The following is a 13,117-nucleotide window of genomic DNA, read 5'->3' on the forward strand; positions in this document are numbered from 1 at the left end:
GCGATTCTTGCATACCGGGGCCGGATGCCATAATGCCTGCGGAGTGTCGACGCCCATTGGCTGGATGCCCGCTTGTTTATGCCGGAAAGGAATGGAATGAAGTACCGCTACTGGATGGGTCTTGTTGCATCGGTGTGCATGGTGAATGTTGCCCACGCCGACCTGATCAACGTCAGCACGACTTCACTGGAATCTTCCACAGAAGAAGCGATTGCCTGCACCATCATCGCAACAACCGGCGCCACTTACCAGGGCTACAAGGTGCTGGTGGCGTTTTCGGAAGCGGTCGGCTCCGATGCCAATCCGACCATGCGCGTGCAATCGCTGCGATCGAACATCGTGTACACCAACGACGACTGGCAAGGCATGCAGTACCTCAATGGCCAGGCGCTTGGCAACGGCACTGCAGTAGCGGGGATTTATACCAACGGCGTGGGACGCACGCCCAATACCCCGACGGATTCCGGCATCCTGACCCTGTTCGCGCCCGGTGACGCCGTCTGCGCCTACTCCAAGGAAGTGAGCCACACCAGCCTGAAGAAAGTCAGCGTCGCCCTGACGGACATTACCGACAAGGTTCTGGCGACCAAGAACCTCTCTACCGCCGAGGCGTTCACACTCCAGAAGTGGTTGCCCTCCCGCTGAGGGAGGAGCCCTTGGCCCGGTTACGTACACCCCGGACCAAGGGCTCTGCGCTCGTCAGTTGCTGCGCAGGGATTGCAGGATGCGAACAATATTGTCCAGCGCTGCAATGCCGCCCCCGCTGGGCGGCGGAGTGACCTGTCCGCCCAACCAGTTCTTCAGCCCTTGGGCATACGACACGTCAAAGCGACCATAGTAGTCCATCGCCCCCCTGCTCGTGCAAGAGGCACCGCCGCCATACAGGTTGCCGACCACATAGCGGCCATCGCTTGAAAAAATCGCAGAGCCGCTGCTGCCGCCCTGGGTGGTGCCCGAGTTCCAGCCCACCATGTAGAAGTTGCCGGTGTTGCCCACACAACCAAACTGGTTACCCTCGGTGGCAACGCAGCTGGTCTGCCCGGCAATCTGGCCCTTGCTGATCTTGAGCATGTCCCCGGCGGGATGGTGCAATCCCACGATAGCGGTGTTGTTCACCAAGGCCGAACCGGAGGCATCCCAACCCGCAAAATAGGCCCCTGCAGGGGCGGGCTCATTCAGGCGCATCAGAGACACGTCCGTCTCCGCGCTGGTGTACAACAGCGTAGCACCGTTGGCAAGCTTTGCCGTGGTGCTGGACAAGGTGCGCGAATTGCAACCCGATGCACGGTAGAACCAATCGGTCTGCAGCGTGGATGCGGCGGTCTGCGTGGAAATGCAATGGTTGGCGCTCAGGAAATACGGCGTCCCAGAGCCTTTCGCGTCATTGAGCAGGGTACCGCTGCAAGCGTAGGTCTTGCCCTCTGCGGTGAACAGCATGCGCGCCACCGCATTGCTCTGCATGGCAAAGCTGCTGTCGCACACGGCATCCTGGTTGCAGGTGTCTGATTCGTTGATCTTGGCGTGTACTGAGCCACTTGCGCCAGGATCCAGTTCAGCAAAGATGTGCGAAACCATGGGCACGGACACTTGCACGGCGTCGGTTGCCACACCTGCTGGCAATTCAATTTCCAGCGTCACTTCGTCCGACCCAAAATCCGGAGTCCACCAGGTGCGCGCCTCAGCGCTGTCACCCGAGGCCTGGGTGTTGCGCAGCACGTGGAGCAACACTTCTTTGCCGCTGATCTGGATCACGGTGCCCGGTCGCGCCTGGCTATAGACACGCAGGACAGCAGACTCTGGCAAGGAGGTCACCTGTACGCCCAAGCGCAGGCCCAACGCCTCCTGGGCGGAGATGCTCAGGGCCGCCATCTGCCCACCGGCGGCGGTCTTGCTCCAGCGCAGCTGCTGCTGCACCCGATCCACCGAAGCCGCTGCCGGAACCGCACGCGCCTCCCCCACCATGCGGGGCCCTGGCAGGATGGGCGCCAACTCGGCCTTGCCCGACTGCAACACGCCCAGCACGATACGGGCAGGCACTAGCAACCCCTCCACCGAACGTGTCTTGACCTGGGATGCCGCCGCCGTGCCAACCGCCTGTGGCACCACCATGCCTTCTACCCGCATCACCGGCGCAGCGACCGACTCGCTGGGGCTCTGACCATCTCCCCCACACCCGGAGAGCACAACCCCCACGAGCACCAGGCCTGCGCCACTCCATTGGTTCCAGCTTTTACGCATTGTTGCCTTCATTTCTGACGATGGATGCCGGTTTTCACTTCGCCAGCGCCTTGAGCGCCAGCTTGATCCCCTCACTGACCGCCACATCCCCAGGCAAAGCCTTGAGTGCAGCCGCCGCTTCCTTGTCGTTGTACCCCAAAGCGAGCAGCGCCTGAAGAATATCGCCCTGCGCACCGCTGGCCTGCGCAGCGCTTGCCGTACCCAATGTGTCGCCCAATTTGCCCTTGAGTTCCAGCAACAAGCGCTCGGCCGTCTTCTTGCCGATACCCGGCACCTTGACCAGCCGCCCGGCCTCCTGCAAGGCCACGGCCTGGGTCAGGTCGTCCACGTCCATGCCGCTGAGGATGGACAGTGCCGTGCGAGGCCCCACGCCGGATATCTTGATGAGTTCACGAAACGCCGCGCGCTCGCGCGCCGTGGCAAAGCCATACAGCAATTGCGCATCCTCGCGCACGATGAACTGCGTGAGCAGGCTCACCGTCTGGCCCACCGCAGGCAGGTTGTAGAACGTGCTCATGGGCACCTGCACCTCGTAGCCCACGCCATGGCAGTCCACCAGCACTTCGGGCGGGTTCTTTTCGAGCAGCTGGCCGGTCAATTTGCCTATCATTGAAATCCTTTGCCGCGACGAGGCGGCCAACGACTGGGATTATCCGCGTGATACTGCGCCACACCTTCACCCCCCACAACAACACCCGCCTCACGCACCTGTGCGGCCCGGCCGACAGCCATCTGCGCACCATCGAGGCGGCGCTGCAGGTGAGCATTGCGCACCGGCACGAGCAGTTCAAGGTGGACGGCCCGAAGGCCCGCGCCACGCAGGCGCTGGAGGTTCTGCAGGCCGTCTACGAACTGGCCGACCGCCCCATCACCGAAGAGCACCTGCAACTCATGCTGGCGGGCGACAGCGCCCTGGCCGCCGAAACCGAGGGCGGCCCGGCGCCGCTGAACACCCGCCGCGCCGACCTGCGCGCGCGCACGCCCACGCAGGCCCTGTACCTCGACAACATCGCCACGCACGACATCACCTTCGGCATCGGCCCGGCCGGCACCGGCAAGACCTACCTCGCCGTGGCCTGCGCGGTCGACGCACTGGAGCGCAGCAACGTGCAGCGCATCGTGCTCACGCGCCCGGCGGTGGAGGCCGGCGAGCGCCTGGGCTTCCTGCCCGGCGACCTGGCGCAGAAGGTGGACCCCTACCTGCGCCCGCTGTACGACGCGCTGTACGACCTCATGGGCTACGACAAGGTACAGAAGGCCTTCGAGCGCAATGCGCTGGAAATCGCGCCGCTGGCCTTCATGCGCGGGCGCACGCTGAACAACGCCTTCGTCATCCTCGACGAGGCGCAGAACACCACGCCCGAGCAGATGAAGATGTTTCTCACGCGCATCGGTTTCGGCTCGCGCGCCGTCGTCACCGGCGACGTGAGCCAGATCGACCTGCCCAAGGGGGCGCTGAGCGGCCTGATCGACGCGGAACGGGTGCTCAAGCGCGTCAAGGGCATCGCGGTGACACGCTTCACCAGTGCCGACGTGGTGCGCCACCCGCTGGTGGCGCGCATCGTCGATGCCTACGACGCCCAGCGAGGCCGCCGCAGCGCCGACTGACACCCACAAATACTCATAAATCAATAGCTGCTCGCGCAATCAGGACGGGCGCTGGAGGCCAAAATGGCTCTAAACCACCTCACCCTCTCCCTGCAGTTTGCCCGCAGCGACGACACAGCGGCCCACCGCGCCGTGCTGCCGCGCCACAAGGTCGCGCGCTGGATCCGCCACGCCCTCGCCCAGGACGCCGAAATCACCGTGCGCATCGTCGGCGAGGACGAAGGCCGCCAGCTCAACCGCGACTACCGGCACAAGGACTACGCCACCAACGTGCTGACCTTCGACTACACGCAGGAGCCGGTGGTCACCGCCGACCTGGTGCTCTGCGCCCCCGTGGTCGAGCGCGAGGCACGCGAGCAGAACAAAAGCCTGGAAGAACACTACGCGCACCTGCTGGTGCACGGCACGCTGCACGCCCAGGGCTGGGACCACGAAACCAGCGAAGCAGATGCGCAGGAAATGGAGGCCTACGAAACTGCCATCCTGCAGGAACTGGGCTACGCCGACCCCTACGCCCCATAGCCCGCCCCACGGACCGCACACCCTCCGGCAAAGCAGTTGGTACTTTTGAGGCGCCAATCAGTCCGTCAGCTTCAAAAATCTCCACCTAAGATGGAGGCAATGGCCTGGAACCCGCTCGCCAACCAGGGCCTGAAGGAGAACCCTTGGACACCATCCTGCTGCTCACCGCCGCCTTCGTCGCTGGCGCCCTCAACGCCGTCGCCGGAGGCGGCAGCTTTCTGACCCTGCCCGCGCTCGTGTTCACCGGCGTGCCGCCCGTGGCCGCCAATGCCACGGGCACGGTGGCGCTGCTGCCAGGTTATATCGCCGGGGCCTGGGGCTTTCGCGAAGACACCGCGCCGCCGCCGGGCCTGTCGATGCGGCTGCTGGTGGTGCTCTCGCTGATCGGCGGCGCGGCGGGCGCGGCGCTGCTGCTGGTCACGCCCGACGCCACCTTCCGCAAGGTGGTGCCCTGGCTGCTGCTGGCGGCCACGGCGCTGTTCGCCTTCGGGCCGTGGCTGCGCGCGCGGCTCGCGGGCGGCAAACCCTCCACCACCCGCGCCACCGTCGGCGTGCTGGCCGTGGCGGGCTATGGCGGCTACTTCAACGGCGGGCTGGGCATCCTGCTGCTGGCCCTGTTCGGCCTGCTGGGCCAGACCAACCTCAACGCCATGAACGGGCTGAAGAACTGGGTCTCGGCCCTGCTCACGGCCATCGCCGTGGCCATCTACGCCGCGGGCGGCGTGGTGCATTGGCCCCAGGCGCTGCTGATGATGCTGGCCGCCACGGCCGGCGGCTACGGCGGCGCACGCGTGGCGCGCAAGCTGCCTGCGCCGGTGCTGCGCTGGGGCATCGTGGCCACAGGGCTGGTGATGGCCGGACTGTTCTTCTGGCGGCAGTGAGCAGCCACACCACGCATCCCCCCGGCCCAAGGCATACGAGCGCGCGCTCGCTCTGGGTCATGCTGCTGGCGCTGCTCAGCGGCTTCGCACTCAGCCAGGCGTTCCGCACCACCACCGCCATCCTGGCCCAGGGGCTGACGGCGGAGTTCGGGCTGTCCGCCCAGTCGCTGGGCGCCTTCGCCGGGCTGTTTGGTCTTTCCTTCGGCGTGGCCCAACTGCTGATGGGGGTGGGCCTGGACCTGTACGGCCTGCGCCGCACCGTGCTCATTGCCTTTCCGCTGGCAATTGCCGGTGCCACGCTCTCGGCTGTGGCGCCCAGTTACGCCTGGCTGATGGCAGGCCAGTTGCTGATCGGCATGGGCTGCTCACCCGCCTTCCTGGCCTGCACGCTGTTCATCGCGCGGCACTTTCCGGCGGATCGCTTCGCTTTTCTTTCGGGCGTGGCCATGGGCGTGGGCGGGCTGGGCCTGCTGTTCACCGGCACCCCGCTCGCCTGGCTGGTGCAGCACGGCGGCTGGCGCACCGGATACGCAGCGCTGGCCGGCCTGAGCGCGCTGTCGTGGCTGCTGATCTACCTGCGCGTGCACGAGCCCCCACTGCCAACCCCGCCCGCAGCCGCGCAAGAAACCTGGGGCCAGGCCCTGCGCGGCTTTGCCGAGCTGCTGCTCCTGCCCCACACCTGGGGCATCCTGCTGCTGGGCATGTCGGGCTACGCCGCCTTCCTGTCGCTGCGCGGCCTGTGGCTGGCGCCGCTGCTGATGGACCGCTTCCACCTCACGCTGGTGGACAGCGGCAACGTCGCGTTCGCCCTGTCGCTCATCGCGCTGTTCGCGCCCGGCCTGTCGGGTCGGCTGGACCCCGGCACCGCCAAGCGCCGGTTCTGGATCGCCAACGCCTCGCTGCTGATGGCCGCGCTGTTCGTGGCGCTGGCGCTGCTGCGGCAACACACGGGCGCCAGCGTGGCGCTGATCCTGCTGATGGGCCTGCTTTCGGGCTATGGCGTGCTGCAGTACGCCGATGTGCGCGCCTCCTACCCACCCGCGCTGACGGGCCGCGCCCTGTCGGCCTTCACCATGGCCATGTTCCTGGGCGTGGCGCTGATGCAGTGGTTCACCGGCATCGTCGCCACCTGGGCCCAGCAGCGCGGCGCAGACCCGCACACCGCCGTCATGCTGGCCATTGCGGGCTGGCTGGCGCTGGCTTCGCTGGCGTTTCGGGTACTGCCGAAGTCGCCATTGCTGGCCAACCAAAAATAAGAAAAACCAAGCTCTGCGCTTATCTATCAAGCGTCAGCAGCTATGATTTTTGAATCAAACCCTGGCTGGTTCCATGCGCATCGGAATCGTCACCGGCCCATCGTTGACCAGGTGCACCTGCATGTCGGCGGCAAATTGGCCCGTCTGCACCACGGGGTGCACGGAACGCGCCCGGGCGACCAGGTAGTCGAACAGCCGCCGCCCCTCATCGGGCGCGGCGGCCTGGCTGAAGCCGGGGCGGTTGCCGCTGGAGGTGTCGGCGGCCAGGGTGAACTGGCTCACCAGCAGCAGGCCGCCACCGATGTCCTGCACGCTGCGGTTCATCTTGCCAGCCTCGTCGCTGAAGATGCGCAGCTTGAGGATCTTGGACAGCAGCCTGTCGGCCTCCTGCTCGGTGTCGCCGCGCTCGGCGCACACCAGCACCAGCAGGCCCGCACCGATGGCACCTACGGTCTGCCCCTCCACATCGACACGTGCTTCGCGCACGCGTTGCAAGACACTGATCACTTCATTCCATCCTTGGGTTCGTCGGGAAGGTCATCAAAATGCGCCTCCACGTCGGTGGGCAGCAGCTCGATGGTGGCGCGCAGGCCGGGCACGGCGGCCATCAGGGCGCGCTCGACCTGGCCGCGCAGCTCGGCGGCATGGTGCAGGGTCCAGTCGGCCGGCATGTGCATGTGCATATCGACAAAGCGGCGCTGCCCGGCGCGGCGCGTGGACACATGGTCGAAGCGCAGCGCCCCCGGCGGCTGGCCCTGCACGAAGCCTTGCAGCGTGGCCTCGATGGTGGCCTGCACCTCGGGTTCGGCGGCCTCGTCCATCAGGCCCTGCGTCGAGCGCCAGACCAGTTCCAGGCCTTCCTTGAGGATGTTGAGCGCCACCAGGATGGCTGCCGCGGCATCCAGCCACAACCAGCCTGTGAGGGCCGCGCCCACCAGACCCACCAGCACGCCGGCCGAGGTCCAGACATCGGTGACGAGGTGGCGCGCATCGGCCTCCAGCGCGATCGAACGGTGCTCGCGCGCGGCGCGGAACATGGCCCAGGCCAGCAGCCCGTTGAACGCCGAGCTGAGCACCGACAGCCCCAGGCCCCAGCCCACCTGTTCGAGCGGCTGCGGGTCGAACAGCCGGTGCCCGGCCGCCCAGAGGATGCCGCCGGCCACGCCCACGATGAGCAGGCCCTCGAAGCCCGAGGAAAAGTACTCGGCCTTGTGGTGGCCATAAGGGTGGTTGTCGTCGGCCGGCAACTGCGCCACCGTCACCATGGCCAGGGCGAACACCGCGCTGGCGAGGTTGACGAAGGACTCCATGGCGTCCGACAGCAGGCCCACCGAACCCGTCACGTACCAGGCCAGGGTCTTGAGCGTGATGGTGAGCAGGGCCACGCCCACCGAGGCGCGCAGCAGGTTGGCGGGCGTCAGCCAGGGGCGAGGGAATGGGGCATTGGAAGACATGGCCCGGATTACACCAGACCCGCACCACCCCACCCCGTGCCAGAATCGCCGCCATGAACAGGGCATGGCACCGCCGCACCGCCGCCGCGCTGGCCTGCATCCTGGCCGCCGGTGGTGGTGCCGGGTGGCTGGCGCACGCGCGCCTGCAGCAGCTGCAGGCGGCCTTCGAGACGGACGCGCGCATCGTGCACCGCCTGCTGAGCCAGCGCGCGGTGCAGCACGATGCCATCCTCTCCACCCTGGCGCTGCTGCAGCCCGCCGCGCCCGAGCAGGGCAGCGCCGACGCCGCCCTGCCGCGCCTGCCCTCGGTGTACCCGCAGATCCTCGACGTGCTGCGCCGACCGGCCGACGGTGCCTGGCCCGCCGCCGCGCCCGGGCTCGACACCGCCGAGGCCGCCTCGCGCGCCAGCGGCCACGCCGCGTTGGCGCAACCCGACCTGGCCGCCGGGCGCTACCACCTGGTGCTGGCGAGCACGCCCGCCAGCTACGCCCTGCACATCGACCTGCACGCCTCCGTGCCGCGCGACGAATGGCCCATGGACCGCGCCACCAGCCCGGTGCGCGTGACGCTGGAGCACGCCGGCCAGACCTTCACCATCCAGAGCGGCCACATCCCGGCGCACGGCTGGACCTACGGCTTTCGCAAGACCCTGGCCGCGCCGAGCCAGCCGCTGGACGTGGTGGCCCTGCGCACCGTGGGCTGGAGCGAGCTGCCCTGGCTCGCCATGCTCGCCTGGTGCGCCTTCACCGCCGCCGCCACCGTGGCCGCGCAGGCACTGTGGCGCCAGCGCGTGGCGCGCCGGCGCGCCGAGGAACTGCTGCGCCTGGGCCAGGTGGCGCGCCTGAACACCCTGGGCGAGCTCGCCGTCGGCATGGCGCACGAGCTCAACCAGCCCCTCACCGCGCTGCTGTCGGGCACGCAGGCCGCGCAGCGCCTGCTGGGCGACGACCCGCCCGACCTGGAGACCGTGCGCACCGCCATGGCGCGCGCCGTGGAGCAGGCGCGCCGCGCCTCCGACGTGGTGGGCCGGCTGCGCCGCCTGGTCGAGCGGCCCGACCTCGCCGGCCAGGCGCAGCCGCTGCAGCTGCCCGCCGCCGTGCACGACGCGCTGCACCTGCTGGAGCCCGAATGCCGCGCCCGCGCCGTGGCGCCCGAGGTGCACGCCGAGCCCCACCTGCCCGCCGTGCTGGCCGAGCCCGTGGCGCTGCAGCAGATCGTGCACAACCTCGTGGTGAACGCGCTGCAGGCGCTGGAACAGGTACCTGCCGCCGAGCGCCGACTGGAACTGCACCTCACCGCACCCACCCCCGGCCAGGTGCAGCTCACCGTGCGCGACCACGGCCCGGGTATCCCGCCCGAGGCGCGCGAGCGCCTGTTCGAGCCCTTCTTCACCACGCGCGCAGGCGGCCTCGGCCTGGGCCTGCCGCTGTGCGAAAGCCTGGCCCAGGCCATGGGCGCCAGCCTCCAGCTCGCCCCCGGCCACGGCCGGGGCGCGGCCTTCGTGCTCCGCCTGCCCGCCGCCACCTCCAAGCCATGAACGACAGCGCCCCGTCCCTCTCGCCCCTCATTCACCTCGTGGACGACGACGCCGCCGTGCGCGAGGGCCTGTCTCTGCTCATCGCCACCGTGGGCCTGCGCGTGCAGGCCTGGGCCGATCCGCAGGCCTTCCTGGCCGGGTTCGACCGCGCCAGCATCGGCGCCATCGTGCTCGACGTGCGCATGCCCGGCACCAGCGGCCTGGCCGTGCTGGAGCAGCTCCAGGCCCAGGGCGCGGACCAGCCCGTGGTCCTGCTCACTGGCCACGGCACGGTGGACATGTGCCGCCGCGCCTTCAAGGCCGGCGCGGCCGAGTTCCTCGAAAAGCCGGTGCACGACGAGGTGCTCATCGAGGCCCTGCAGAACGCCGTGCGCCAGCATGTGCGCTCGCGCGAGCGCCACCAGGCCGACCAGCAGGCGCGCGAACGCCACGCCCAGCTCTCGGCGCGCGAGCGCGAGGTGCTGGGCCTGATCGTCGAGGGGCTGACGAACAAGGAGATCGGCCGCGCGCTCGCCCTCTCGCCCCGCACCGTGGAAACGCACCGCGCCAACCTGTTCGCCAAGCTGGGCGTGGACTCTCTGGCCCAGCTCATCCGGCGCTACGCCGCGCTCGTAGATACCCACCCAGACCCGTGAAACCCTGTTGACTTCACCAGTGGCCGCCGCGCAAGGGCCGCCAGCATTCCCACGTGCGGGCGCTGGGAGCGTCCCCCTGCCCGCATCGCGCAGCGATGCCAGAGAAGGGGGAAGGCGCGCAGCGCCACAGGGGGTTGCCTCCTCAGTATTTCTACGGAGCCGCGCGCGTAGCCGTCCGCATGGCGCCGCGCGGCGGCTTTTTCTACAGTTCTCCCACGGCGCCGCAACGGGTGGCGCCGAAGCACAAACACCGGAGAACACCATGCACCACATCCTCAAGACCACCGCCTTCGCCCTCGCCTTCATCGCCACGGCCGCCAGCGCCGAAGGCGTGCGCACCGAGCGCAACATGTCGCTCGACCTGGCCAACCAGATCGCCGCGCACACCGTCGCCGCCTGCACCGCCAGCGGCTACAACGTGACGGCCACCGTGGTCGACCGCGCCGGCACCGTGCGCGCCGTGCAGCGCGCCGACAACGCCGGCCCGCACACGCTGGAGGCCAGCCGCCTCAAGGCCTACACCTCGGCCTCGGCCAAGAACACCACGCAGGCCATCATGGAAGGCGCGCAGAAGAACCCCGCCGCGGCCAACCTGGGCCAGATCCCTGGCTACCTGCTGCTGGGCGGCGGCGTGCCGGTGAAGGTGGGCAACGAGGTCATCGGCGCCGTGGGCGTGGGCGGCGCGCCCGGCGGCCACCTGGACGAGCAGTGCGCCATGGCGGCCCTCGCCAAGGTGCAGGATCAGCTGAAGTAAGCCATGGCCCGCAGCGCATACCGCTTGGTACGGCACGCCCTGGCAGGCGCCTGCCTGGCCGCCGGCTTGGTCCTGGCTGCCCCAGCCAGCGCCCAGGTGGCGCCCACGGCCAGCGAGATCGCCGCCTACCAGGGCCTGCACGCCGCCGCCGCGCGTGGCGACACCACGGGACTGCAGCGCCTGCTGGCCGCCCGGCCCGACGTGAACATGCGCGACGCCCACGGCCGCACGCCGCTGCACGTGGCCACCTTCGCGCGCCAGCGCGAGGCCGTGCGCCTGCTGGCCCAGGCCGGCGCTGCGCTCGACCTGCTGGAGAACGACCGCTACGACGCCGTCACCATCGCCGCCGTGGCCGATGACGAGGACACGCTGCGCCTGCTGCTGCAGCTGGGCGCCAGCGCGAAACAGGTGACCAGCCGCTACGACGGCACGGCCCTGATCGCCGCCGCCCACCTGGGGCACGCGGGCGTGGTGCGCCAGCTCATCGCGGCCGGCGCGCCGCTGGACCATGTGAACAACCTGCACTGGACGGCGCTGATCGAGTCCATCGTGCTCGGCGACGGCGGCGCGCGCCACCAGGCCACGCTGCAGGCGCTGCTGGACGCGGGCGCCAGCACCCGGCTCGCCGACCGCCACGGCAACACGCCGCTGCAACTGGCGCGCCAACGCGGCTATGACGCCATGGTGAAGATGCTGGAGGCGGCCGGCGCACGCCCTTGAACGTGCGGAGCGCTATTGAATTGGTAGCTACCAGCGCTTATTGGATAAGCGCTACAGGCCAATTTCATTCAGAAAATTCGCCGTCGGTCACCAGCCGCGCCTTCACGCTCTTGCCCTTCACGCGGCCGCTGTTGAGGCGCTGCACGGCCTGGGCGGCGATGGCGCGGTCCACCGCCACGTAGGTGGAGAAGTCGTTCACATTGATCTTGCCGACCTGCGCGCGCGTGAAGCCCATCTCGCCGGTCAGCGCGCCCAGCACGTCGCCGGCGCGGATCTTCTCCTTGCGCCCGCCGATGATCTGCAGCGTGGCCATGGGCGGCACCAGCGGGCCGCTGCCCGTGGGCGTGAGCTCGGCCAGCGGGTACCAGCGCGACTCGCGGCCCTGCAGCTGCTCGATCTTGCCCACGCTGCCCATCTCGTCCATGCTCGCCAGGCTCAGCGCCAGGCCCTCGGCGTCGCCCCGGCCGGTGCGGCCGATGCGGTGGATGTGCACCTCGGGGTCGGGCGTCACGTCCACGTTGATGACGGCGGCCAGGCTGGCGATGTCCAGCCCACGTGCGGCCACATCGGTGGCCACCAGCACCGAGCAGCTGCGGTTGGCAAAGCGCACCAGCACCTGGTCGCGCTCGCGCTGCTCCAGCTCGCCAAACAGGGCCAGCGCGCTGTAGCCCTGCGCCTGCAGCACGGCCACGAGGTCGCGGCACTGCTGCTTGGTGTTGCAGAAGGCGATGGACGACTCGGGCCGGAAGTGCCCCAGCAGCAGCGACACCGCGTGCAGGCGCTCGGAATCCTTCACCTCGTACCAGCGCTGCTCGATCTTGGCCTCGGCATGCTGTGCCTGCACCGTGACCTGCTGCGGGTTCTTCATGAACTGCGCGCTGAGCTTGGCGATGCCCTCCGGGTAGGTGGCCGAGAACAGCAGCGTCTGGCGCTCCTTGGGGCACTGGCGCGCCACGGTGGCGATGTCGTCGAAGAAGCCCATGTCGAGCATGCGGTCGGCCTCGTCGAGCACCAGGGTGTTCAGGGCTTCGAGCGTGAGGCTGCCGCGCTCTAGGTGGTCCATCACGCGGCCGGGCGTGCCCACCACGATGTGCGCGCCGTGCTCCAGGCTGGCGATCTGGCCGCGCAGCGGCACGCCGCCGCACAGTGTCACGACCTTGATGTTCTCCTCGGCGCGCGCCAGGCGGCGGACCTCGGTGGCCACCTGGTCGGCCAGCTCGCGCGTGGGGCACAGCACCAGCGCCTGCACGGCGAAACGGCGCGGGTTCAGGCGCGCCAGCAGGGCCAGGCCGAAGGCGGCCGTCTTGCCGCTGCCGGTGCTGGCCTGGGCGATCAGGTCCTGGCCCCGCAGCGCCAGCGGCAGGCTGGCCGCCTGGATGGGGGTCATCTGGGTGTAACCGAGCTGCTGCAGGTTGGCGAGCTGGGCGGCGCCCAGGGCCAGCGTGCTGAAGGCCGCGCCGGCTTGGTGGTCTTGGGAAGTCATGGGCAGGATTATCCGGCCCGGCGCCTCC

Annotated in this window: 14 protein-coding genes; 9 read left to right on the forward strand and 5 right to left on the reverse strand. The window is 69.0% G+C overall.

All coding sequences use genetic code 11. The features are described 5' to 3' along the window. Nucleotides 1-96: 96 nt before the first annotated feature. A complete protein-coding gene (locus GWK50_RS17020; protein WP_162017533.1) occupies nucleotides 97-645 on the forward strand; it encodes a hypothetical protein in 549 nt (182 codons plus the stop codon). Between the two features lie 54 nt (nucleotides 646-699). Here GWK50_RS17020 and GWK50_RS17025 read toward each other — a convergent pair whose 3' ends face one another. Continuing rightward, on the reverse strand, nucleotides 700-2,238 hold the full coding sequence (locus tag GWK50_RS17025; protein ID WP_162017534.1) for a trypsin-like peptidase domain-containing protein: 1,539 nt from the start codon (nucleotides 2,236-2,238) through the stop codon (nucleotides 700-702). Nucleotides 2,239-2,272: 34 nt separating this feature from the next. Next, complete coding sequence (ruvA, locus tag GWK50_RS17030; protein ID WP_162017535.1) at nucleotides 2,273-2,848, reverse strand: Holliday junction branch migration protein RuvA; 576 nt, start codon at nucleotides 2,846-2,848, stop codon at nucleotides 2,273-2,275. 47 nt (nucleotides 2,849-2,895) lie between these two features. Here ruvA and GWK50_RS17035 point away from each other — a divergent pair, with 47 nt between their 5' ends. The 4 genes from GWK50_RS17035 to GWK50_RS17050 all read left to right on the forward strand — a co-directional run bounded on the left by GWK50_RS17035 (nucleotide 2,896) and on the right by GWK50_RS17050 (nucleotide 6,505). After that, nucleotides 2,896-3,846, forward strand: coding sequence for a PhoH family protein (locus tag GWK50_RS17035; protein ID WP_162017536.1), 951 nt, complete (start codon nucleotides 2,896-2,898; stop codon nucleotides 3,844-3,846). A 63-nt stretch (nucleotides 3,847-3,909) separates the two neighbouring features. Beyond that, nucleotides 3,910-4,368 (forward strand): rRNA maturation RNase YbeY, encoded by a 459-nt coding sequence (gene ybeY / locus GWK50_RS17040; protein ID WP_162017537.1) that lies wholly within the window; start codon nucleotides 3,910-3,912, stop codon nucleotides 4,366-4,368. A gap of 143 nt (nucleotides 4,369-4,511) precedes the next feature. After that, the gene (locus GWK50_RS17045; RefSeq protein WP_162017538.1) at nucleotides 4,512-5,249 is read left to right on the forward strand and encodes a sulfite exporter TauE/SafE family protein; all 738 of its coding nucleotides are present in this window, start codon (nucleotides 4,512-4,514) and stop codon (nucleotides 5,247-5,249) included. After that, the gene (locus GWK50_RS17050) at nucleotides 5,246-6,505 is read left to right on the forward strand and encodes an MFS transporter (protein ID WP_242455421.1); all 1,260 of its coding nucleotides are present in this window, start codon (nucleotides 5,246-5,248) and stop codon (nucleotides 6,503-6,505) included. The genes GWK50_RS17045 and GWK50_RS17050 overlap by 4 nt, the downstream gene beginning before the upstream one ends. A 54-nt stretch (nucleotides 6,506-6,559) precedes the next feature. Here the strand turns inward: GWK50_RS17050 and dtd are convergent, their stop codons facing one another. Beyond that, complete coding sequence (dtd, locus tag GWK50_RS17055) at nucleotides 6,560-7,012, reverse strand: D-aminoacyl-tRNA deacylase (protein WP_162017539.1); 453 nt, start codon at nucleotides 7,010-7,012, stop codon at nucleotides 6,560-6,562. Next, nucleotides 7,009-7,959: a cation diffusion facilitator family transporter gene (locus tag GWK50_RS17060; protein ID WP_162017540.1), complete on the reverse strand. Its 951-nt coding sequence runs from the start codon at nucleotides 7,957-7,959 to the stop codon at nucleotides 7,009-7,011. Before GWK50_RS17060 ends, dtd begins: the two co-directional genes overlap by 4 nt. A gap of 53 nt (nucleotides 7,960-8,012) precedes the next feature. Between GWK50_RS17060 and GWK50_RS17065 the strand changes: the two genes are divergently transcribed. The 4 genes from GWK50_RS17065 (at nucleotide 8,013) to GWK50_RS17080 (ending at nucleotide 11,606) form a co-directional block, all read left to right on the forward strand. Continuing rightward, nucleotides 8,013-9,497, forward strand: coding sequence for an ATP-binding protein (locus GWK50_RS17065; RefSeq protein ID WP_162017541.1), 1,485 nt, complete (start codon nucleotides 8,013-8,015; stop codon nucleotides 9,495-9,497). Beyond that, nucleotides 9,494-10,132, forward strand: a complete 639-nt coding sequence (locus GWK50_RS17070) for a response regulator (RefSeq protein ID WP_162017542.1) — start codon at nucleotides 9,494-9,496, stop codon at nucleotides 10,130-10,132. Before GWK50_RS17065 ends, GWK50_RS17070 begins: the two co-directional genes overlap by 4 nt. 262 nt (nucleotides 10,133-10,394) lie before the next feature. Beyond that, nucleotides 10,395-10,886 (forward strand): heme-binding protein, encoded by a 492-nt coding sequence (locus tag GWK50_RS17075; protein ID WP_162017543.1) that lies wholly within the window; start codon nucleotides 10,395-10,397, stop codon nucleotides 10,884-10,886. A gap of 3 nt (nucleotides 10,887-10,889) precedes the next feature. Continuing rightward, on the forward strand, nucleotides 10,890-11,606 hold the full coding sequence (locus tag GWK50_RS17080) for an ankyrin repeat domain-containing protein (RefSeq protein WP_162017544.1): 717 nt from the start codon (nucleotides 10,890-10,892) through the stop codon (nucleotides 11,604-11,606). Nucleotides 11,607-11,670: 64 nt separating this feature from the next. Here GWK50_RS17080 and dbpA read toward each other — a convergent pair whose 3' ends face one another. Next, the gene (gene dbpA / locus GWK50_RS17085; RefSeq protein ID WP_162017545.1) at nucleotides 11,671-13,089 is read right to left on the reverse strand and encodes an ATP-dependent RNA helicase DbpA; all 1,419 of its coding nucleotides are present in this window, start codon (nucleotides 13,087-13,089) and stop codon (nucleotides 11,671-11,673) included. Between the last annotated feature and the right edge of the window lie 28 nt (nucleotides 13,090-13,117).

The sequence above is a fragment of the Acidovorax sp. 210-6 genome (genome assembly GCF_010020825.1).
GTDB classification, from domain to species: Bacteria; Pseudomonadota; Gammaproteobacteria; order Burkholderiales; family Burkholderiaceae_C; genus Simplicispira; species Simplicispira sedimenti.

Coding starts and splice junctions, on each gene's coding strand:
- GWK50_RS17020 (WP_162017533.1), top strand. CDS start 97: ATGAAGTACCGCTACTGGATGGGTCTTGTTGCATCGGTGTGCATGGTG.
- GWK50_RS17025 (WP_162017534.1), bottom strand. CDS start 2,238: ATGCGTAAAAGCTGGAACCAATGGAGTGGCGCAGGCCTGGTGCTCGTG.
- ruvA (WP_162017535.1), bottom strand. CDS start 2,848: ATGATAGGCAAATTGACCGGCCAGCTGCTCGAAAAGAACCCGCCCGAA.
- ybeY (WP_162017537.1), top strand. CDS start 3,910: ATGGCTCTAAACCACCTCACCCTCTCCCTGCAGTTTGCCCGCAGCGAC.
- GWK50_RS17060 (WP_162017540.1), bottom strand. CDS start 7,959: ATGTCTTCCAATGCCCCATTCCCTCGCCCCTGGCTGACGCCCGCCAAC.
- GWK50_RS17065 (WP_162017541.1), top strand. CDS start 8,013: ATGAACAGGGCATGGCACCGCCGCACCGCCGCCGCGCTGGCCTGCATC.
- GWK50_RS17070 (WP_162017542.1), top strand. CDS start 9,494: ATGAACGACAGCGCCCCGTCCCTCTCGCCCCTCATTCACCTCGTGGAC.
- GWK50_RS17075 (WP_162017543.1), top strand. CDS start 10,395: ATGCACCACATCCTCAAGACCACCGCCTTCGCCCTCGCCTTCATCGCC.
- GWK50_RS17080 (WP_162017544.1), top strand. CDS start 10,890: ATGGCCCGCAGCGCATACCGCTTGGTACGGCACGCCCTGGCAGGCGCC.
- dbpA (WP_162017545.1), bottom strand. CDS start 13,089: ATGACTTCCCAAGACCACCAAGCCGGCGCGGCCTTCAGCACGCTGGCC.